The organism is Bombella dulcis (genome assembly GCF_026385505.1).
GTDB classification, from domain to species: Bacteria; Pseudomonadota; Alphaproteobacteria; order Acetobacterales; family Acetobacteraceae; genus Bombella; species Bombella dulcis.
Genome location: NZ_JANIDV010000001.1, coordinates 531,103 through 551,491, shown reverse-complemented (window position 1 = coordinate 551,491; position 20,389 = coordinate 531,103). Strand labels below are relative to the sequence as shown.

Here is a 20,389-nt window from a genome sequence, read left to right as displayed (position 1 = left end):
GTGAGAGAACGATGGCAGATTTTTCAGGGAGGCATCATGCATTTTGATCTCATAATCCGTAATGGACGCTGTATATTTCCGTGGGGGGAGGCACAGGCTGATATTGGCATCCGGGACCAGCGGATTGCGTCATTGTCCGTCTCTGCCCACGATGAGGCGGATCGTGTCATTGATGCCACTGGGCTGCATGTTCTGCCCGGTTTGATCGATTCCCACGTGCATCTGCGTGATCCCGGCAAGCCGGAGGCGGAAACGCTGGAAACAGGCACCCGTGCGGCGGCTCTGGGGGGCATCACGTCTGTTTTCGACATGCCGAATACCAGTCCGACCATCACGAGCAAGAAGATGCTGGACTGGAAGCGTCAGCATATCGTGGAGACGGCAAACATTGATGTCGCCATGTATATCGGTGCGACCCGTGAGAATACGCCTCTTCTGGCCGAGTTTGAGCAGGAAGAAGGCGTCTGCGGTGTCAAGGTATTTGCCGGGTCCTCTACCGGCGACCTCATGATTGAGGATGACGAGGGAATTGAGGCTGTTCTGCGCTCCGGCCATCGCCGTGTGTCCTTCCATTCGGAAGATGAATACCGCCTGCGGGAGCGGCGGAAGCTGTTCGAGCCGGGGCAGCCTTACCACTGTCATGCTGAATGGCGGGATGCCGAATGTGCCATCCGGGGGACGCAGCGTATTCTGGCCCTGTCTCGCAAGACGGGGCGTCCCATCAATATCCTGCATGTTTCGACGGAAGAAGAGTTCATCCTTTTGGGTGAAAACCGCCGCCATGCCACGGTGGAGGTGCTGGTCAACCATCTGACCAATGAAGGGCCGGAATGTTACGAGCGTCTGGGTGGCAAGGCCGTGATGAACCCCCCGTTGCGGAATGAACGCCGTCATTTTGAAGCAGGCTGGGCGGCCCTGCGTGACGGACGTGTCGATGTGGTGTCGTCCGACCATGCCCCTCATCCCAAAGAGGCCAAGGAGCTGCCGTGGCTGGAATGTCCGTCCGGTTTGACGGGTGTGCAGACGATCGTTCCGCTGATGCTGGATCACGTCAATGCGGGGCGTCTGTGCCTGACCCGTCTGGTGGATGTGATGGCTGCTGGCCCTGCCCGTGTCTATGGGCTGCCCAACAAGGGGCGTCTGGCTGTCGGGTTTGATGCCGACATCACTCTTGTGGACATGAAGAAACAGCGGACCATCACCAATGACTGGATTGCCTCCCCTGCGGGCTGGACACCTTATGATGGCAAGACTGTCACGGGCTGGCCTGTAGGGACCATCGTCCGGGGGCAGGTCGTGATGCAGGATGATGAAATCGTCACCCGCAATGTGGGGCGGCCCATCAGCTTCCAGCCCTGAAGGATGAGAGGGGAGGGTGTTTCAGAAAATGAAGCATCCTTTCCAGTCTCATGCCCCTGATGCTGGCTGATGGGGAGCGTGGAATTTTTGTGATGAAGGATGTTTGTTGCCGTTCCGTCATGCTATAGGGGTGTCCTTATTCTCATGACTGGTCCAGCAAGGATATGGCGTGGCAGACGATTTGATCAGGGAAGTGGAAGAGGAGCAGCGTCTGCTGCGGCTCAGGTCCATGGCTCTTCGCATGGGTGTGGTTCTTGCAGTCGTGCTGGTGGTGGCAGGCATTGCCGGTGGGGTCTGGGGCTGGCAGCAGCACCGGCTCCATGTAGCACAGGCAGAGGCTTCAGACCGTTATTTTGAGGCCATGCATCTTCTGGTTGGACCGGATGGCACGACACCTGCTTCGGCCGATGAGCGGCAGAAAGCTGAGGGTATTTTCTCAGCTCTGGCCCAGTCTGCACCGCAGGGGGTGCGCAGCTATGCGGCCATGTATCTTGCCGAGCTGAAGGAGCAGGATCATGACCGTCAGGCAGCCCTGAAACTGTGGCAGCAGGTGGCTGATGACAGGGCTTTTGACGGCTCTCTGCGGATGATGGCGCATTATTGTCTGCTGAATGCCCGCATGGGCACCGCCCCGAAGGATGAGCTGCGTCGTGGCTATCAGGAACTGGTGCAGCAGGGGGGAAGCTGGACTCCTCTGGCCAAGGAGGGGCTGGCCGTGCTGGACCTGACGGCGGATTCAACGCAGGCGGATCACGCAGAAGCACGTCGCCTTCTGCTGGACGTTCAGACATCACCTGACAGCACGGATGAACTGCGACAGCGGGTCGGAATGCTGTTACAGACTTTGGGAGAGGCCGGATGAACCATCGTTTTTCTTCAGTCATGGAGGATAAACCCGTGGGACCATCCCGCCGTGCCCTTCTCAGGGGGGCCTGCTCTTTTGCTGCCCTGACCGGTCTCGCAGGCTGTGACGCTTTCTCGGATGATCCCAAGAAGACTGTCCTGCCGGGGCGTCGTATTGACGTGCTGTCCACAGGTGCCGGCCTGACCGTGGATACGCATGACATGGCTCCTGTTACCCTGCCAGCCGTGCGGCCTGTGAGTGAGTGGACACAGGAGGGGCGTGTGGCCTCTCATGAGTCCGTCAACGCTGCCTGGAGTGGTACGAAGGAACTGTGGAGTGAGTCCGTCGGTTCTGGTGTGAACCGTGTGGGCTGGCTGTCTTTCGTGGCGTTCGTGCCGAACCGGAAGGGTGCCCTACAGGCTACACCGGTGATTGGTAATGGCCGCATGTTCACGGTGGATGCAGAAGGTCTCATCCGGGCATGGAGCTGGCCGGGGCGCAGCCCGCTCTGGCATTTTCAACCGGCCCGCAAGACACGCTCCACCAATCTTGGTGGTGGCATCGCTCTGGTGGGTGACACGCTGTATGTCGTGGATGGCGTGGCGCAGGCCCTTGCGCTGGATGCTGCCACGGGCCGGAAAAAATGGGCCATTGACATTGGTACGCCGGGCCGTTCCGCTCCGACCATCGTGGATGGTCTGATGGTCTTCACGACCATTGATGCCCGCCTCTATGCCGTGGATGCGGCTACAGGCCAGCAGCGTTGGACCTATCAGGCAACCGATGTCAATACGAGCATGTTTGGTGCGGGTGCCCCGGCCATTGTCAATGGCATCGTGGTAGCCGGTTTTGGCAGCGGTGATCTCGTGGCCCTGCGTGCTGCATCTGGTGAGGTTGTCTGGAGTGACAGCCTTGGGGGCGGTAACGGGCTGGGGGCCATGCTGGACTTTGCCTGCGTGCGTGGTGGCCCCGTGGTTGTGGGGGGAACGGCCTATGCCATTTCCCTGTCCCGTGTGCTTGTTGCCATTGACATGCGCTCCGGCCGTCGCCTGTGGGAACGTGAGGTCAGTGGCCAGTCGCCGCTCTGCATCTGTGGTGAGTGGATGTACCTCATTTCTCTGGACCAGCAGCTGGCCTGTCTCGACCGTGTAACGGGCCAGGTACGCTGGGTCAGGCAGCTGGCACGCTACAGGAAACCGGAGCACGAAAAGGGACCCATTCAGTGGATGGGGCCGATTATGCTGAATAACAAGCTGGTCTGTCTCTCTAGCATGGAGCGTGGTGGTATGGTGATCGTGAATGCCCAGACAGGTCAGGAGGAAGGGCAGATCGAGACGCCGTCTTCCTGTCAGGTGCAGCCAATTGTCTGTGACGGGCAGCTGCTTGTCCTGAGTGAAGATGGTGTTCTCCGCGCTTATGGTTGATTCTGCTGTGATGGGCAGGCTGCCAGTCGTCGTCATTGCAGGGCGTCCCAATGTGGGGAAGTCCACCATCTTCAACCGGCTGGTCGGACGACGTCAGGCGATCGTTTCGGATCAGCCGGGAGTGACGCGTGACCGCAAGGATGGTATGGCCTTGCTGCGTGGCCGCCGTGTGCGGCTGGTGGACACGGCTGGTCTTGAAGAAGCAGCTCCGGAGACGCTTTTCGGGCGGATGCGGGCCTCTTCCGAGCAGGGGATTGCGCAGGCTGATCTGGTCGTTTTCTGTGTGGATGCACGATCAGGGATCACACCAGCGGATGCCCATTTCGCCAACTGGCTGCGGCGTCAGAACCGGCCTGTTCTTCTTGTTGCCAACAAGGCGGAAGGGCGGGCTGGAGCCGAAGCGGCCATGGAGGCCTATTCTCTGGGGCTGGGCACTCCTCTGGCCATGTCAGCCGAGCATGGCGAGGGGCTGGCCGATCTTATGGGAGAAATCGTCAGTCTCCTGCCCGATGAAGAGACGCTTGCCGAGCAGGATGGCGACAAGCCGCTGCGTATCGCCATCATCGGGCGTCCGAATGCCGGAAAATCGACCCTTCTGAACAGCCTTCTTGGTGAGGAACGGATGATTACCGGTCCGGAAGCCGGGCTGACACGGGATGCTGTCAGTGTCATGCTGGAAGATGACGCTGGTCCCATCGAGATCGTCGATACGGCCGGGATGCGGAAACGTGCCCGTGTTCAGGAAGGGCTGGAGCGAGTGTCCGTCTCTGCTTCCATTGAGGCCATGAAAATGGCCGAAGTGGTCGTGCTGGTGCTGGATTCAGACCGTGGCGTTGATGAGCAGGACCTCCAGATCGCCCGTCTGATCGAGAGGGAAGGGCGGGCCTGTGTTCTGGCCCTGAATAAATGGGATGCCGTCAAGGAACGTCAGGCGACCCGCAAGGCGATTTCTGATCGTATCGAGATTTCCCTGGCCCAGATGCGTGGCATTGAGGTCGTGACTTTCTCGGCCCTGACGGGTGAAGGGCTGCACCGTCTTCTGCCTGCTGTCCGTCGGGCCAGCGAGGTCTGGAATGCCCGTGTGGGCACAAGCGACCTGAACCGCTGGTTTGAAGAAGCCGTGGAGCGTCATCAGCCACCATTGGTGGATGGGCGCAGGCTGAAACTGCGTTACATGACGCAGGCAAAGAGCCGTCCGCCAACTTTCGTCCTGTTCGGTACGAGAGCGGAGCAGTTGCCGGACAGTTATAAACGTTACCTCATAAATGGGTTGCGGGAGACGTTCCATCTGCCGGGTACGCCGATCAGGCTGCTGCTGCGGGGAAGCCGTAATCCTTTTGTGAAGAACGACGATCGGTAAATCATTTGAAACTGGAGCCATAAAGTCCATATTCTTTGGCAACCTGCGCCGGAGGGCGTTGAAGATTATGGGTAAGGAGTGATCATGGTAGGAGTAACGCCGGCATCCAGACGTGAGGGTGGGGCGTCATCGTCGCAGAAGGCGACGGGGCGGGCCACGGTTCTGGGAATTCTTGCAGCTCTTTCTGGGCTGATGTTCGGGTTGGATACAGGTGTTGTTGCCGGTGCTCTGCCGTTTATTGCCGGTGACTTTCATGCGAGTGCGGTCCTTCAGGGCTGGATCGTTTCATCCATGATGGCTGGTGCCGCAGTCGGGGCCATGTTTGCGGGGCGTATTTCCGTCTCGTTCGGGCGTCCGGGGGCCATGCTGGGGGCTGGTGTCCTGTTTCTGGTCGGCACGCTTTTCTGTGCTTTTGCACCAGGGGCGGCCCTGCTGATTGTCGGGCGTGTCCTGCTGGGGCTGGCCGTGGGGGTCGCCGCTTTTGCAGCCCCCCTCTATATTTCCGAGATCACGGTGGAATCCGCCCGTGGAGCCATGATCTCCTTCTATCAGCTGATGGTTTCCCTCGGTATTTTCCTGGCCTTCATTTCTGACAGTCTCCTGTCAGCAGGGGGGCACTGGCGTTGGATGCTTGGCGTCATGGCCGTTCCGGCGGCCCTGTTCCTGATCGTGGTCCTGATCCTTCCGCATAGCCCGCGCTGGCTCATGATGCGGGGTGACAGGGACCGTGCCCGCAAGGTCCTCCGTATTCTGCGTACTGATGAAGAGGTGGCAGAGGCGGAACTTGCCGACATTCATGACCGTCTCTCAAAAAGCAGTGATGCCGGTTATGGGCTGTTCCGTAGCAATCCGAATTTCCGTCGCTCCGTTTTTCTGGGCATCGTGTTGCAGGTCATGCAGCAGCTGAGTGGAATCAATGCACTGCTCTATTACGCCCCGCGCGTATTCGAGGCGGCGCATTTTGGTACCAATGCGGCCGTATGGGCGACGACTCTGGTCGGGCTGACCAACATGGTCTTCACCGGCGTGGCCATCAAATATGCTGATCGCTGGGGGCGTCGCCCGCTGCTGCTGACGAGCTGTGTCATCGTGGGAGCCTCTCTCCTCGGTGTCGGTATCGTGCTGGCTGTTGGTGGTGCCAGCCTGACCGCGGCCATTCTGCTCTGTGGCCTGATTCTGCTTTTCGTGGCGGGCTTTGCCATTGGTGAGGGGCCGCTTGTCTGGGCCTTGTGTTCGGAGGTTCAGCCGACGCGTGGCCGTGATTTCGGGATCGGCTGTTCCACCGTGACGAACTGGGTTGCCAACTGGGTCATCTCCAGCATTTTCCCGCTGATGATGCTGGCCATGGGGGCGTCCTGGACCTTCATCCTGTTTGCCGCTTTCAACGGCCTGTTCGTTCTCATCACTCTGGGCTTTGTGCCGGAGACGAAGGGGGCCTCGCTGGAACGGATTGAGACAAACCTTTTTGCAGGGGTTCCCCTGCGCAATCTGGGAGAACCGGAAAACAATGGGCAGTAAGATGGCAGATCCAAGCCTGGAGGGTGAATACGACCCGGAGAGGCACGCAGGCCTTTACGGGATGCAACGCTTCAAGGCGATGTCATCTGTCATCCTGGCATTGATGCTCTCGATTCTGGATTACTCCGTTGCGAATGTCGCTCTGCCGACAATCGCAACGGACCTCCATTCTCCTGCTTCGCAGGCGATCTGGGTCATCAATGCCTACCAGCTGGCCAATCTGGCTTGTCTTCTGCCACTGGCGGCCATTGGCGCCCGTGTCGGTTTCGGGCGGATGAGTCAGCTGGGTATTGTCCTGTTTCTCATAGCGTCCGTGGCCTGTGCCATGTCCCAGAACATGCTGGAACTGACACTGGCCCGTGCGTTGCAGGGCGTGGGCAGCTCCTGCATCATGAGTGTCAATATTGCGCTCGTGCGTTTCATCTACCCGCATAAGCTCATCGGCAAGGGCATTGCGCTGAATGGGCTGTTCATCGGACTGGGTGTAGCTCTGGGGCCGACTATCGGATCGTTCATCCTCTCCATTTCGTCATGGCCGTGGATTTTCTGGATCAATCTGCCATTGGGTGGCGTGGCCATTCTTCTGGCCAGCAAGGCACTGCCAAAGACGCCCCGCAGCGCGGTGAAGACGGATGTTCCCGGTTCTCTCCTGACGGTTGCGTCTTTTGCCCTGCTGGGGATAGGCCTTGACAGCCTCATGCATGGTGATCTGGGCTGGGGAGCTGGCCTGACAGGCTGGAGCCTTGTCAGCTGGTGGTTTCTGCTGCGTTGGCAGAAAAAGCGGCAGGAACCCATCGTGCCGCTGGACCTGCTCAAACGGGTTCCGTTTCTTGTGGCCTGTCTGGTCAGCTTCTGCGGTTTCGTGGCATCCAATCTCTATATTGTGGCCATGCCCTTTACGCTGGCCATTGCCTTTCACAAGAATCCGGCAACAGTCGGGCTGCTGATTGCTCCCTGGGCTGTGGGCGTGGCCGTGATGTCTTTCACGGTAGGTAAAATCGCTGACCGTTTCCCGGCTTCCCTGCTGTCATCCATCGGATTGCTGGTAACCTGTACAGGGTTCATACTCCTCTGCACTCTGCCACTAGATGCCAGTAATATGGCTATTGCATGGCGGACTCTCGTAGCTGGCATGGGGTTTGGCTTTTTCCAGCCGCCCAACAACAGGGCCATCATGGTGACGGCTCCTCCGGGACGGGAAGGAGGGGCAAGCGGTATGCTCTCCGTGGCCCGTCTTTCTGGTCAGACGACGGGTGCGCTTCTTGTAGCGGGTCTGTTTACCCTGTTCCCTCATCCGGCGTTCATCTGTCTTGGGGCGGCGGCTTTCGTGGCGTTCTGTGGTGCTGCCCTGAGTGCGGGACGGACGCTTCTGAGGAATCGCCCAGCCAGGGTGGCGTAAATTCGGCCAGTCTGACTGACAGAAAAAGCCCCCTGTGGAGGAAGAACCACAGGGGGCTTTTTCTATGAGCCATGTGGATCAGGTCATGCGTCCAAGAATGAAGGCGACGGCAAGAATCATGCCGACCGGCACATTCTGTCGGAAGAAATGCAGACAGAGTGGCGCATCGTGAGGGGAAAGACGCATCGTCTGACGGACCAGAATCAGACAGGCCAGCAGGAATGGGGGCCAGAAGAGGGGCTGCAGGTCAGCTTTCAGGGCAGACAGGGCAAACAGGCCGAGTGCAGCAGTATAGCAAAGACCGATAAAAAGGCGGGCGTGGCGCAGCATCAGTCGGGAGGTGGATTTTACGCCTATGCGGGCATCATCTTCCATGTCCTGAAAGCCGTAGATGGTGTCAAAACCGAGCTGCCAGACAATGACGCCAGCATAGAGAAGGAGGCCTGTCAGGGTGACGGCCTGCTGGCTGGCCGCATAACCCATTGGTGCCCCGCAACCGAAGGTGAAGCCCATGACGAGCTGGGGCCACCATGTCAGCCGTTTGGCGACCGGGTAGAGGGCGACCAGCAGCATGGCCAGCGGGGCAAGTGCCCAGCAGAGGGGAGGCAGGGAGAGCAGGACGGCCAGTCCGCCCAGCAGCAGGATGGCAAGAAGGCCTAGCCCCTGCTTCAGGCTGAGGGCACCGCTGGCGAGCGGCCGACCGGCTGTACGGGAGACCTGGGCGTCAATGTTGCGATCCCATATGTCATTGATGACACATCCTGCGGAACGCATGAGAAGTGATCCGATGGCGAACAGGGCCGTATAGACCAGACGCTGCTTCAATGATGTTCTGCTGTCAGCCAGAAAGATTCCGAACACGCCGGGGAGCAGGAGCAGCCACGTGCCGACAGGCCGGTCCAGCCGTGCCAGCAGGGCGTAGGAACGCCACGGTTCTTTCAGGCGGCCAACAAGGCCATTCTTGCGGATGTCTGTATGAGGGGGCATCTGGGACATGGGGCGAGTGATTGGACAGAAACGGGCTGAGGTCAATATTTTATCACAGCTGCTGGAAAGTGACTGATGAAAGCGGTATGCCCGAATCATGAGCCGTACAGATCCCCGTCTTTTTGTCATTGATGAATCATTCCTCTGGAAGGAAGGAGAGGTCATTCCTTTGCCTGCCGGGCAGGCCCATTATCTGGGCAAGGTCATGCGTCTCCAGAGGGGCGATGATGTCGTGCTCTTCAATGGTCGTGATGGCGAGTGGCAGGCAACCCTCGAGGAAGTGCAGAAGAACCGTGCCACGGTGCGTCTGTCTTCCTGCCTGAGGCCCCAGCAGGAAACGGAAGGCGTGGAGCTGCTGTTTGCTCCCCTCAAGCGTGATGCCACGGAGCTGGTCATCCGCATGGGAACGGAACTGGGCGTCACACGGTTCCGTCCAGTCCTGACAGCCCGGACCAACACGCATCGCCTGAATCTTGAACGTCTGGGTCTCATCGCACAGGAAGCCGCCGAACAGTGTGAGCGGCTGGATGTTCCTGCACTCATGCCGCTTGAGCCTCTGGCGGCCGTTCTGGCCCGCTGGCCTGTGCGGCGCAGACTGGCAGTCGCGCTGGAGCGTCAGGGTCAGGGTGGGGCACCCGGTGACTGTGATGCCCTGCTGATTGGCCCTGAAGGTGGTTTTTCAGAGGAAGAGGTGACCCGCCTTGCCCGGCATGAGGCTGTGCAGCCCTTCTCTTTGGGGCCACGCATCCTGCGGGCGGACACGGCTGCCTGTGCCGCTCTGGCGCAGATGGGAGCGGCCCGTCAGGGCACATGAAAGACCGGGAGGCACATGAATGTGTGATGCTCCCTTGAATGAAGACAAATACGCCCCCTACTATAGAGCATCTGGCTTACGGACAGTCTGAGCGTCCTGCGGCATGTTTTATGGTGGAATTTAGCCGGTAAGGTTTTGTGAATGTCCAATCCAGGTGAGAGCAACACGACACTGATTGAAAACAGGGCACAGCTTGTTGATGTGCTGGCCCGTGGCTGCAAGCCGCAGGAAGAATGGCGTATCGGGACGGAGCATGAGAAATTCGGTTTTCGTCTGCCAGAGCGGGCCAGGGGGAAGCTGAAGCCGTTTGCCCCACCGGCCTATGAGCCGGAGGGGATCGGTGCCCTGCTTGGTGCCCTGGAAGGGCCGGACTGGCAGGCCATTCGTGACAATGGGCATCTGATCGGCCTGAAGGGTGCGGGGCCGCACAAGGGGAGGTCCATTTCTCTGGAACCTGCCGGTCAGTTTGAGCTGTCTGGTGCGCCGGTCCGGACGGTGCAGGAAACCGAGCAGGAGATGATTGCCCATTTCCAGCAGATCACGGAGCCTGCACGGGAGCTTGGTCTGGGTTTTGCTCCGCTTGGGTTCCAGCCGCTCTGGGAGCGTGATTCCATACCGTGGATGCCCAAGAGCCGTTACGCCATCATGCGCCGTTACATGCCCAAAGTGGGACGGCGCGGGCTGGACATGATGACCCGTACCTGCACGGTGCAGGTGAATCTGGATTTCTCCAGTGAGGATGACATGGCCCGCAAGATGCGGGTGTCCCTCGCCCTTCAGCCGCTCATTACGGCCCTGATGGCAAATTCACCTTTTGCTGATGGCAGACCGACGGGGCGTCTGTCCAACCGGGCTTACATCTGGCTGGATACGGATAACCAGCGCAGTGGCCAGCCGACGCTATTCTTTGAGGAAGGCTTCGGGTTTGAGCAGTATGTGGACTGGGCACTGGATGTTCCAATGTATTTTGTCCATCGGGATGGGCGGAACATTGATGCGGCGGGCTGCTCCTTCCGGAAATGGCTGGATGGCGTGGAACAGGAGCCTCTCGTCGGTCTGCGTCCGACAGTTGGCGATTTTGAAGATCATCTGACAACCCTCTTCCCGGATGTCCGCCTCAAGCAGTTTCTGGAAATGCGTGGTGCGGATGCAGGGCGGCCTGACATGATGGTGGCACAGTCCGCCTTCTGGGTGGGGCTGCTTTACGATCCTGATGTGCTGCTTGAGGTGGAGCGTGTCGTGAAGGAACAGTCCTGGCTGCATTATCAGTCTCTGGCGGAGCTGGTGGTGGAGCAGGCCATGGATGCACCATTCCCTGGTGGCCTTCGTGCTCTGGCAAAGCGTGTTCTGGAACTGTCCGAGCAGGGCCTCCAGAAGCGTGGTTTTGGTGAGGAATATTACCTTGCCCCGCTCTATGAGATTGCCGATGGCGCAAAGACGCAGGCGGAACGGTGGCTGGAACGCTATCACGGCGTCTGGAAGGAAGACGTGCGGCATATTTTCCGGGAAGCGGACATTGTCCTTCAGGGAGGAGTGAGGTGATGATGTTACGGCGTGCCGTCATGGCCTGTGGTCTGGCTCTTGCTTTCGGTGGAACCGTCATGTCGGGGCCTCAGGCTGTGGCGGCCGCCAGCCTGACATCTGCCCAGCAGGTCTGGGTGCACAGGATTGAATCCAGTCTTGCCGATACGAAAAATTTCCAGGCCCGCTTCGAACAGGTGACGGAGCAGGATGGACGGTCAACCGGTACGGTTCTGCTGGAACGGCCGGGGAAGATGCGTTTTTCCTATGATCCGCCAAGCCCGCTTCTGCTTGTTGCCAATGAGGGGAAAGTCGTGTTCCAGGACCGGAGTATCGGTCAGATCACCACGATTCCGCTTGACCATACGCCGCTTGGTCTTCTCCTGCGGCCTGATCCCCGTTTTTCAGGGGATGTGTCCATTCTAGGGTATGAGCAGCACGGTAGTGAGATAGAGCTGCGTGTGACGAGGACTGAGAATCCGGGAGAGGGAGAAATGACACTGTTCTTCTCCACACATCCGCTCAGCCTGAAAGGCTGGACGGTGCTGGATGCCCAGGGGCATAGAACGGTCGTGCACTTCTCCAATATCCAGACAGGGATCAGTGTCTCCGAGGACAGTTTCATCCTGCCCAAGGATGAAGATTAATCAGTCCTGTTCTGTCTGGCCAGCTCAAGTGCCCGGTTATAGACCGTGCGCTTGGGCAGGTTGACGATGCCTGCTACCAGAGCGGCAGCATCCTTGACGGAGTGGTTTTTCAGGGCATCCTGCAGGACCTGGTCTAGTTCCTGTGCTCCGGTGTCTTCTTCAGCGGGAGGACTGAGCAGCAGAGTGATTTCCCCTCGGGGGGGAGTTTCCTCAAAATGGGCGATCAGTTCGGCGACGGTGCCCCGGACCATTTCTTCAAAATTTTTTGTCAGTTCCCGGCCAACAGCAGCGGGTCGATCGGCTCCGAAAACCTGCTCCTGCGTCTTCAGTGTTTCCAGCAGGCGGTGGGGGGATTCATACCAGATGAGCGTGGCGGCAAGACCGGCCTGTTCAACCGCACGTAGGGCAGCGAAATGCTGACGGCGTGCCTCTCCCCGTGGTGGGAACCCGAGAAACATGAAGGGGATGGGAGGCAGGCCCGAGAGGGTCAGGGCCGTGACGGCGGCGTTGGCCCCTGGCAGGGAGGTAATGGCAATATGTTCGTCCTGCGCTGCCCGGACGAGCCGGTAGCCGGGGTCCGAAACGATGGGCGTGCCGGCATCTGATACCAGTGCAAGACGCTGCCCCTGGTGCAGGCGGTCAATCAGGGATGGGGTTCTGTCCTGCTCATTGTGATCATGCAGCGGAATGAGCTGGTTGCTGATGCCATAATGCCGTAGAAGTTTTGTGGTGACACGGGTGTCTTCGCACAGGATGGCATCGGCCGCCCGCAGGGCATCCAGGGCACGTTGGCTGATATCGGCAAGATTGCCGACAGGCGTTGCCACCAGCATGAGCTGCCCGGTAGAAGAAGGAGACGTTCCGTGATCGGGGGGAGTATATGGTTTCTCAGACATCGCTATCCTCAATGAGCCGCTCTGGCCCTTATAGCCGTGGGAGGCAGGGGCACGGCAAGAGAGGAAACGGCCAGACCGCACTGGCGGCGGGCATTTTCCTTTTTCTGGGGGCCTGTTCTGGAGGGAGCGGTCACGAAGACATGATGACGCCACAGGTGTCTGCCCCTGCGCCCGTGGAGAAGCCGGCACGTGTGGGGCTGATTGTGCCGCTCAGCGGGCCTCATGCGGCCATTGGTCAGCGCATGAGAGATGCCGCCCGTCTTGCCCTGCCTGAAACGCAGGCTCCGCCCATGGATATTTTCGACAGTGCCCAGCCTGATGGCCCGGCTCATGCCGCACAGCAGGCACTGGATGCCGGGGACAGGATCGTGCTTGGACCTCTCACGACAGGGGATACGCAGGCCATCTCGTCTGTTCTGCAGCCGGCAGGCGTGCCGGAGCTGGCCTTCACCAGTGACGGGACTCAGGCAAGGCCCGGTGTCTGGGTCATGGGGCTGACGCCGGAACAGCAGGTCCGTCGTCTCGTGGATGCGGCCCGGCTGGATGGCCGGAAACGTTTTGCAGCCTTTCTGCCAGATACGGCTCTGGGTCACTCCATGGGGGAAGGCCTGACGCTGGCCTGTCAGGAAGCGGGACTTGAAGTGCCGCAGGTTGTTTTTCACAGCAGTGACATTGATGACATCACGCAGAAAATGGCTCAGCTGAGTCGCAGGCCGGTTTCTCCTTCTGTTCCGCCGTCACAGGCAGCAGGGGATGGTCCTTCAGCTGCCGATCCGATGGCTGAGAATGATGATGCGGGGGGAACAGCCACGCAGACAGACGCACAGGGACAGTCATCCGGGAATGGTGCATCGGGTGATGCGGCCAGTCCTCCACCGTTTGATGCCCTGCTTCTTGGTGATACCGGGCTGGAGCTGGCGCGGGTGATTGCGGCCCTGAAGAATGATCAGGTTCTTGTTCCTCAGGTCCGCATTCTTGGTCCGATGCTCTGGCGTTCCTTTGATGGCAAGCTGGGTGATCTGCGAGGGGCCTGGTATGTGGCTTTTGATGAAAAGCAGCGTAGCGGTTATGTCCAGAGCTATCAGAATGTCTATCATCAGAGACCTTCGCCCGTAGCTGATTTTGCCTATGATGCGGCGGCTCTTGCTGGTGCCTTGATCCGTCAGAACAAGCTTGATGTGGCTACGCTTACCCAGCCCAAGGGGTATGTCGGTGTTAATGGACTGTTTCACCTGCGTTCGGATGGTCGTCTGATTCGGGCTCTGGCCATCTATCAGATTGCACCAGGAGGTGGCAGTCAGATGATCGTACCGGCATCTCGTGATCTCACATCCTCAGTATCCCTTTCCACACTGTCTCCTGTTTCGGGACGGGGGGTGTCATCTACGACAGCAGTAGGGTCTTCTGATGTTGCCGTGTGGTCTCCGGCCCGACATGTCCGCTCGGCTGCTGTAAAGTCTCCAGTTCCAGCTGTTCCCTGACAGGACAGTGGCACATGAAAAAAGCCCACCTGTTTTCTTCAGGTGGGCTTTTTCAGTGGAGTGTAAAGAAAAATTTAGAGAGACGCTATTTCAGGCCGATGGAGAGGGAGAACTGGGCGGATGGTATGGAGGGCCTCGGAAAGGTCTCTGTAACGGCCAAGCTCATTATCTCTCAGACAGTCAGTAAGAACCCACTGAGGCCCATTCAGGCTGATGATGTAGGCGGGGTCTGCGTTTTCCCGTACCCAAACGACGACCAGATAGGATTCTGTTCCTGTGCTTTCGGAAGCTGTTTCAATGGAGGCATCAAGTATGCCCATGCGTTCGCTGGCAGCGAGCCACTGGGCAAGGTGACGATGGTGACGGGGAAGAAGTTTTTGGCGGAAGGGGATGACGGTACCCGCCTTGCTGCCCTGCGTGCTGGAGGAAGAAACCGTGGTCTGATCTGCCACGCGGAATGCTTTCTGAGCCATGTCGGCATCTCCTTCATGGGAACAGGGCAGGCCCTGTTTCGTCACCATCCGAACAAGTCATGAATACCGAAGCGCACTATGTGAAAGCTGAGCAGGAGGGCTTGGCAGGTATGAGCTTGTTCCTATTTTGCAATCCTACCATGTTTTCTGTGCATGGCTAGGGGAAATTTACGTTTTCTTATGCTGGTAATATGGCTTCTCCCATCGCCGGTGCAGCCAGAGCCAGTTTTCCGGGCGTTTCGTAATCCATCCTTCAAGTTCATCACTCAGTTTCTGGGTCAGGCAGTGAATCATCTCGTGGCGGGAAGAGCTGGTCATTTCCTGTGGGTCGATGCAGGTGGTGACGTCCAGGACAAGGCGTGCAGGGCCTTCCCGCCAGACATATCCTGTGACGATCAGGGCATTGAAGCGCAGGGCCAAGGCGGCAGCGGCCGGGGCTGTCATGGTGGGGTACCCGAAGAAGGATACTTCGATGCCGTCATTCATTTTCTGGTCGCCCAGAACGCCCAGATGCCCTCCTCTGGCAAGATGGCGAACTGCATCCCGTGCGCCCTGTCGTCCTTTGGGAAAGAAGGACATGGGTACACCTGCAATTTTCCGACGTATAGTGCAGAGCAGCTGATCCACCAGTGGATTGTTGGGGGCACGGTAGAAGGGGGAGAAGCCCAGGCCATAACGGGCTACGATCAGGGGCATGAGTTCCCAGTTGCCCAGATGTCCTGAGAAAAAGATCACAGGTCGGCCGCTCTGGCGGGCCTGATGTAGCAGATCTTCGTTTAGGACATGCCAGCCCGGTCCATTTTTGGGGTGTGAGGGAAGAGCCGGAAGGTGAGGAAGTTCTGCCAGAGTGGAGCCGATATTGTTCCAGCAGCCTTGGATGATTCTCTGACGGTCCTGTTTGCTCAGTGCTGGAAAAGCCCGTTGCAGGTTGAGGTCCGCAATGCGGGATGACGGCAGAAAGACGCCAATATGGCGGGCGATGGCTCCGCCCATGCGGGAAGACAGGGAAGCAGGCAGCTTTCCAGCACACCAGAGACACCCTTGCAGAACCCATGCTTCAAGATGATGTTTCATGAGGCGTTATGAGTTCGCATTCAGAAAGCGGTCCAGGAGGCTGTTGACCAGAGCTGGGTTGACCCAGCGGGGTTCGACATCAAGACTGACCACGAAATTCTGGAAGATTGGTGGCAGTTTGATGTAATCTTTTTCCGTTGTGACCAGTTTGGTGTCCGGTGCATGAGCGAGCTGGGCCAGCTGTCTCAGCTCCCGATCTGAATAGATATGGTGGTCAGGAAAAGTCAGGGTACGCAGCAGGGTGAGGCCCGCTTCCTGAAGGGTGGAAAAGAATTTTTGCGGACGGCCAATACCGGCAAAAGCGATGATCTGATGGCCACGCAGCTTTCTGATGCCGGGGCCGGGAGACAGGCTTCCTTTCAGCAGGGGTATGTCCGGGGGTAACTGTGCAGCGATGTGCTGCTGGTCTTCCCCAAGAATGGCAACGGCATGAAGGCGCGGCAGTGCGTCGGCCAATGATTCACGCAGCGGGCCAGCCGGAAGGAGACGCTGGTTTCCCAGTCCTACCGGGCCATCAACGGTCAGAATGGCCAGGTCCTTGTGCAGGGCAGGGTCCTGGAGACCATCATCCAGAATCAGGCAGTCTGCTCCTGCAGCGATGGCCTGGAGAGCGTTGGCCCGGCGGTCTGGTCCTCGCCATGTCGGGGCGAGATGGGCCAGTAATATGGTTTCATCCCCGACATCAATGGCCCTGTCCTGATCCGGCCGTATCAGTCCGGTTTTCCGGGAGAGACCGCCATAGCCACGGGTAATGGCATGAGGTGTACGGCCACGCTTTATCAGTTGCTGAAGCAGATGGAGGACAAGAGGTGTTTTGCCCGTTCCGCCAACGGTGATGTTACCACAGCAGAGAACAGGAACGGGAAGTTTCAGGGAAGGCTGGCTCTGCCGTCGTCGCCCTACATAACCAGTTACTCTGCTGAAAGGGAGCAGAAGATTGGATAACATGGTTGGGGTAGGGGTCTGCCAGAAGGAGGGTGCAGTCAGTTTCATGCATGCGCCTTATTGGGCAGAACTGTGTCTTTAATATGGCGAACCGCTTTCGAGATGGCATAATTCTTATACAAAAATTGCGATTTGAAAAAACAAGGCACAAGAAGCCATCGAACAAGCGAATTCACATTTTCAATACGATGTAAAGACGCAGCATGACGGGTACAGAGATCAGCCCAGTTCTGCATGTAAGGACCGATGGCTGTGGGGCACTGGAAACGCAATGACTCAAGAGGGTTATGCCCTCCACCAGGAAGGCAGAGAGAATTGCCGATGAGGACACGGTCAGCCAGCCGGAAAAAAAGGCCAAGCTCCCCCAGAGTATCAATGATCCAGAGAGTATCCTCGGGGGCAGGCATCTGCCTTCGGGAACGCTGTGGTGCATGATACTGACTGGCCAGTACCATACCACGTTCCGGGTGGCGGGGAATGATGATGGTCAGCAAATCTGGTCGTGTTTCTCGGGCCTGCCGGACTGCCTCTACAATGATTTCTTCCTCTCCGGGATGTGTGGAGGCAGCCACGAAAACAGACCGATGCCCGATTTTCTGACGCAGAAATGCGACTTCTGTTTCATCGGCGGGAAGTGGTGGTGAATCTTCCTTGAGGTCAGCGGGAGAAAGAAGACGGTGACCTACTCCGAATCGGGAAAAAGAACGTGCGTCTTCCGTGCTGCGGGGCATGATCCAGCAGAGGGGACGCATGAGGTGACGTAAGAGAGGTGCAGCCAGCCGCCAGCGTGCTGCAGAACGGGGAGACAGACGGCCATTCAGCAGCATGACTGGTAACTGCGTCCGCTGACACAGACAGAGAAGGCCCGGCCAGAGTTCACTTTCCGTCAGGACAAGGCCGAGAGGCTGCCAGTATGTGAGGAAGCGTCTGAGAAGATGGGGAGCATCATAGGGGATGAGCTGATGTATCAGACGTCCCGTCCCGGTGGCAGAATGAGATGTGACTGTCTGCGCTCCCGTCAGTGTTGCCGTTGTCATGAGAATGGTCAGTTCTGGGCAGTCTTTGAGAAGCTGTTCAGCAACAGGAAGGACGCAGAGACTTTCTCCCACACTGGCAGCATGAAACCAGACAAGTGGTTTATCCGTGGGTGGCCTGTCCGCACCGGGAATGCCGAAGCGTTCGGGGAGACGTGAGCGTATTTCCTTACCCTGCCGTGCTCTTTTATGAGCATGGTGGTGCAACCACGGTGTGAGGATATGACCAATCAGGGACCAGAGCCAGAGAACGGGATCAGGTGAAGAGCCGGAAGGTGGAAAGGAGCGCATTGAATGTCCTGTTTGACCCTGTGACGTATTTTTGCACCATCTCCCGGGACAACGGGCATGGAGCAGAAAAAACTCTGTCTCGTGATAAGAGAACCCTTGCCGTGTGACCATCCTTGTGCGACGAGATGACCCAATTATTACAGACGCAAGATTATCCTCAGGGGAGCTGACCATGTCAGAAACGGAAACGCATTCACAGCAGGAAACAGCCAAAGGAACGCTTATGGCTGGCAAGCGTGGTGTCGTCATGGGTGTGGCAAACAAGAATTCCATTGCCTGGGCCATTGCCAAGGCCTGTGCCGATCAGGGGGCCGAAATTGCGTTCACCTATCAGGGGGAAGCCCTGGGCAAGCGCGTGCGTCCGCTGGCAGAAAGTGTTGGTTCCAGCATGGTCCTGCCCTGTGACGTGAGTGACGATTCAGCTATCAACGCCACGTTTGACGAGATTGAAAAAGCCTGGGGCAGGATCGACTTTGTCGTGCATGCCATTGGCTGGGCCGATAAACAGTATCTGCGCGGACGTTATGTGGATACGCCTCGTGAGGCTTTCCTCCAGGCGATGGATATTTCCTGTTTCTCATTCACGGCGGTAGCCCGTCGTGCATCAGCCATGATGAATGAGGGTGGCTCCATCCTGACATTGACTTATCTCGGTGCTGAACGTGTCATGCCCCATTATAATGTGATGGGCGTGGCCAAGGCGGCTCTGGAGGCATCCGTCCGTTACATGGCGGTTGATCTGGGTCGTGACGATATCCGTGTCAACGGCATTTCCGCCGGGCCGATCATGACACTGGCCGCCAATGGCATCGGTGACTTCCGGTACATTCTGCGCTGGAACCAGGTCAATGCTCCGATGGAGCGCAACGTGTCCCTAAAGGATGTGGGTGGTTCCGGCCTGTATCTGCTGTCCGATCTTTCAAGCGGTGTGACAGGTGAGATCCACCATGTTGACTGCGGGTACAACATCATTGGCATGAAAAATCCGGAAGCTCCTGACATGAGCCTTTCATCCGGGGAATAAGGACTTGACCAATGTCTGAAAACAGTTTTGGGCGTCTGCTGCGTGTCACGACATGGGGGGAGAGTCATGGTCCTGCCATTGGCTGTGTCATTGATGGCTGTCCACCTCGCCTGAAACTGTCGGAGGATGACATCCAGCCCTGGCTGGAGAAAAGACGTCCGGGGCAGTCCCGGTTCACGACCCAGCGTCGTGAACCGGATGAGGTCCGGATTCTGTCCGGCGTCTTTGAAGGCCAGACGACCGGAACGCCTATTTCTCTGATGATCGAGAACACGAATCAGCGTTCCCGTGATTATGGGGAGATTGCCCGGCAATACCGTCCCGGCCATGCTGATATTGCTTATGATCTGAAGTATGGCATCCGGGACTATCGTGGTGGTGGCCGTTCTTCCGCCCGGGAAACGGCCATGCGCGTGGCGGCGGGAGCCGTGGCACGGGTCATTCTTCGGGAACTGGTCGGGCCGCAGCTGGTCATTCGGGGTGCCCTGACAGGGATCGGGGAGCAGTCCGTGGACCGTGCCCGCTGGGACTGGGATGAGGTGGAACGGAATCCATTCTTCTCACCGGATGCTGCAATGGTGCCGCTCTGGGGTGAACAGCTGGATGCCGTGCGGAAGGCTGGTTCATCCATCGGGGCCACGCTGGAGGTTGTGGCAGAAGGTGTACCGGCCGGTTTGGGCGCACCCGTTTATGGCAAGCTGGATGCCGAGCTGGCCGGTGGGCTGATGGGCATTAATGGCGTGAAGGCCGTGGAGATCGGTGACGGTCTGGGGGTAGCGAAATTGCATGGGCAGGAAAATGCCGACCCCATCCGTCCTTCAGAAAACCCTATGGAACCCGTTTTTCTTAGCAATCATGCTGGAGGAGTTCTTGGGGGTATTTCAACCGGGCAGCCAGTGGTGGCTCGCATGGCGATTAAGCCCACCAGCTCCATCCTGATTCCTGTGCCAAGTCTGACACGGGATGGCGAGGCCGTGGATGTGAGGACCAGAGGACGGCATGATCCGTGTATCGGTATCCGGGCTGTTCCTGTCGCTGAGGCCATGATGGCCTGTATTCTGGCTGACCAGCTCCTGCGCAATCATGCCCAGTGTGGATGGCTCTGAAAATTATTGCCGTCTGGTTGAAAATCTACTGACCGTTAACAAGATATAGTGTTAAAAGCTGTTCATTCACCCCTATATGTTCCTCGAAGACATAATTGCGTGTGAAAAACAAGCCTTGAAATGCGTCTTTCATCCGTGGGAGATGAGGGGCCAGACAAGCCAGAAATGATGCCGAAATGAGGGGCTCGATTC

18 protein-coding genes are annotated in these 20,389 nt (G+C 58.2%); 12 read left to right on the top strand and 6 right to left on the bottom strand.

The window, feature by feature from the left end; translation table 11 throughout:
* Window positions 1-36 precede the first annotated feature (36 nt).
* The 6 genes from NQF87_RS02475 (at window position 37) to NQF87_RS02450 (ending at window position 7,904) form a co-directional block, all read left to right on the top strand.
* Window positions 37-1,359, top strand: a complete 1,323-nt coding sequence (locus NQF87_RS02475) for a dihydroorotase (RefSeq protein WP_266126835.1) — start codon at window positions 37-39, stop codon at window positions 1,357-1,359.
* A gap of 169 nt (window positions 1,360-1,528) precedes the next feature.
* Window positions 1,529-2,221: a hypothetical protein gene (locus NQF87_RS02470; protein ID WP_266126834.1), complete on the top strand. Its 693-nt coding sequence runs from the start codon at window positions 1,529-1,531 to the stop codon at window positions 2,219-2,221.
* A 20-nt stretch (window positions 2,222-2,241) separates the two neighbouring features.
* Complete coding sequence (locus tag NQF87_RS02465; protein ID WP_407651992.1) at window positions 2,242-3,627, top strand: PQQ-binding-like beta-propeller repeat protein; 1,386 nt, start codon at window positions 2,242-2,244, stop codon at window positions 3,625-3,627.
* Entirely contained in the window at window positions 3,620-4,987 is a 1,368-nt protein-coding gene (der, locus tag NQF87_RS02460) for a ribosome biogenesis GTPase Der (protein ID WP_266126832.1), read from the top strand. The genes NQF87_RS02465 and der overlap by 8 nt, the downstream gene beginning before the upstream one ends.
* A gap of 84 nt (window positions 4,988-5,071) precedes the next feature.
* Window positions 5,072-6,505: a sugar porter family MFS transporter gene (locus tag NQF87_RS02455; protein WP_266126831.1), complete on the top strand. Its 1,434-nt coding sequence runs from the start codon at window positions 5,072-5,074 to the stop codon at window positions 6,503-6,505.
* A gap of 1 nt (window position 6,506) precedes the next feature.
* On the top strand, window positions 6,507-7,904 hold the full coding sequence (locus tag NQF87_RS02450; RefSeq protein WP_266126830.1) for an MFS transporter: 1,398 nt from the start codon (window positions 6,507-6,509) through the stop codon (window positions 7,902-7,904).
* Between the two features lie 78 nt (window positions 7,905-7,982).
* Here NQF87_RS02450 and ubiA read toward each other — a convergent pair whose 3' ends face one another.
* Window positions 7,983-8,900 (bottom strand): 4-hydroxybenzoate octaprenyltransferase, encoded by a 918-nt coding sequence (gene ubiA, locus NQF87_RS02445; protein WP_266126829.1) that lies wholly within the window; start codon window positions 8,898-8,900, stop codon window positions 7,983-7,985.
* A gap of 88 nt (window positions 8,901-8,988) precedes the next feature.
* Here ubiA and NQF87_RS02440 point away from each other — a divergent pair, with 88 nt between their 5' ends.
* From NQF87_RS02440 to NQF87_RS02430, 3 genes are all read left to right on the top strand, one after another.
* Window positions 8,989-9,705 (top strand): 16S rRNA (uracil(1498)-N(3))-methyltransferase, encoded by a 717-nt coding sequence (locus tag NQF87_RS02440; RefSeq protein ID WP_266126828.1) that lies wholly within the window; start codon window positions 8,989-8,991, stop codon window positions 9,703-9,705.
* A gap of 141 nt (window positions 9,706-9,846) precedes the next feature.
* Window positions 9,847-11,247, top strand: coding sequence for a glutamate--cysteine ligase (locus tag NQF87_RS02435; RefSeq protein WP_266126827.1), 1,401 nt, complete (start codon window positions 9,847-9,849; stop codon window positions 11,245-11,247).
* Complete coding sequence (locus NQF87_RS02430) at window positions 11,247-11,873, top strand: LolA family protein (protein ID WP_266126826.1); 627 nt, start codon at window positions 11,247-11,249, stop codon at window positions 11,871-11,873. The genes NQF87_RS02435 and NQF87_RS02430 overlap by 1 nt, the downstream gene beginning before the upstream one ends.
* On the opposite strand, the gene rsmI is transcribed toward NQF87_RS02430, so the two are convergent.
* Window positions 11,870-12,706, bottom strand: a complete 837-nt coding sequence (gene rsmI / locus NQF87_RS02425) for a 16S rRNA (cytidine(1402)-2'-O)-methyltransferase (protein ID WP_323670705.1) — start codon at window positions 12,704-12,706, stop codon at window positions 11,870-11,872. The two genes, NQF87_RS02430 and rsmI, sit on opposite strands and share 4 nt — an antisense overlap.
* Window positions 12,707-12,909: 203 nt before the next feature.
* On the opposite strand from rsmI, the gene NQF87_RS02420 reads away from it, so the two are divergent.
* Window positions 12,910-14,250 carry a penicillin-binding protein activator gene (locus NQF87_RS02420; RefSeq protein WP_266126824.1) on the top strand — a complete coding sequence of 447 codons (1,341 nt, stop codon included), beginning with the start codon at window positions 12,910-12,912 and terminating at the stop codon, window positions 14,248-14,250.
* 74 nt (window positions 14,251-14,324) lie between these two features.
* Here NQF87_RS02420 and NQF87_RS02415 read toward each other — a convergent pair whose 3' ends face one another.
* From NQF87_RS02415 to NQF87_RS02400, 4 genes are all read right to left on the bottom strand, one after another.
* Window positions 14,325-14,723, bottom strand: a complete 399-nt coding sequence (locus tag NQF87_RS02415; RefSeq protein ID WP_266126823.1) for a hypothetical protein — start codon at window positions 14,721-14,723, stop codon at window positions 14,325-14,327.
* 168 nt (window positions 14,724-14,891) lie between these two features.
* Window positions 14,892-15,797 carry a lysophospholipid acyltransferase family protein gene (locus NQF87_RS02410; protein ID WP_266126822.1) on the bottom strand — a complete coding sequence of 302 codons (906 nt, stop codon included), beginning with the start codon at window positions 15,795-15,797 and terminating at the stop codon, window positions 14,892-14,894.
* A 6-nt stretch (window positions 15,798-15,803) separates the two neighbouring features.
* Window positions 15,804-16,790 (bottom strand): tetraacyldisaccharide 4'-kinase, encoded by a 987-nt coding sequence (gene lpxK, locus NQF87_RS02405; RefSeq protein ID WP_266126821.1) that lies wholly within the window; start codon window positions 16,788-16,790, stop codon window positions 15,804-15,806.
* Complete coding sequence (locus NQF87_RS02400) at window positions 16,787-18,067, bottom strand: 3-deoxy-D-manno-octulosonic acid transferase (RefSeq protein WP_266126820.1); 1,281 nt, start codon at window positions 18,065-18,067, stop codon at window positions 16,787-16,789. The genes lpxK and NQF87_RS02400 overlap by 4 nt, the downstream gene beginning before the upstream one ends.
* A gap of 172 nt (window positions 18,068-18,239) precedes the next feature.
* On the opposite strand from NQF87_RS02400, the gene fabI reads away from it, so the two are divergent.
* The gene (gene fabI, locus NQF87_RS02395; protein ID WP_266126819.1) at window positions 18,240-19,091 is read left to right on the top strand and encodes an enoyl-ACP reductase FabI; all 852 of its coding nucleotides are present in this window, start codon (window positions 18,240-18,242) and stop codon (window positions 19,089-19,091) included.
* An 11-nt stretch (window positions 19,092-19,102) separates the two neighbouring features.
* Window positions 19,103-20,197, top strand: coding sequence for a chorismate synthase (aroC, locus tag NQF87_RS02390; RefSeq protein WP_266126818.1), 1,095 nt, complete (start codon window positions 19,103-19,105; stop codon window positions 20,195-20,197).
* Window positions 20,198-20,389: the final 192 nt, after the last annotated feature.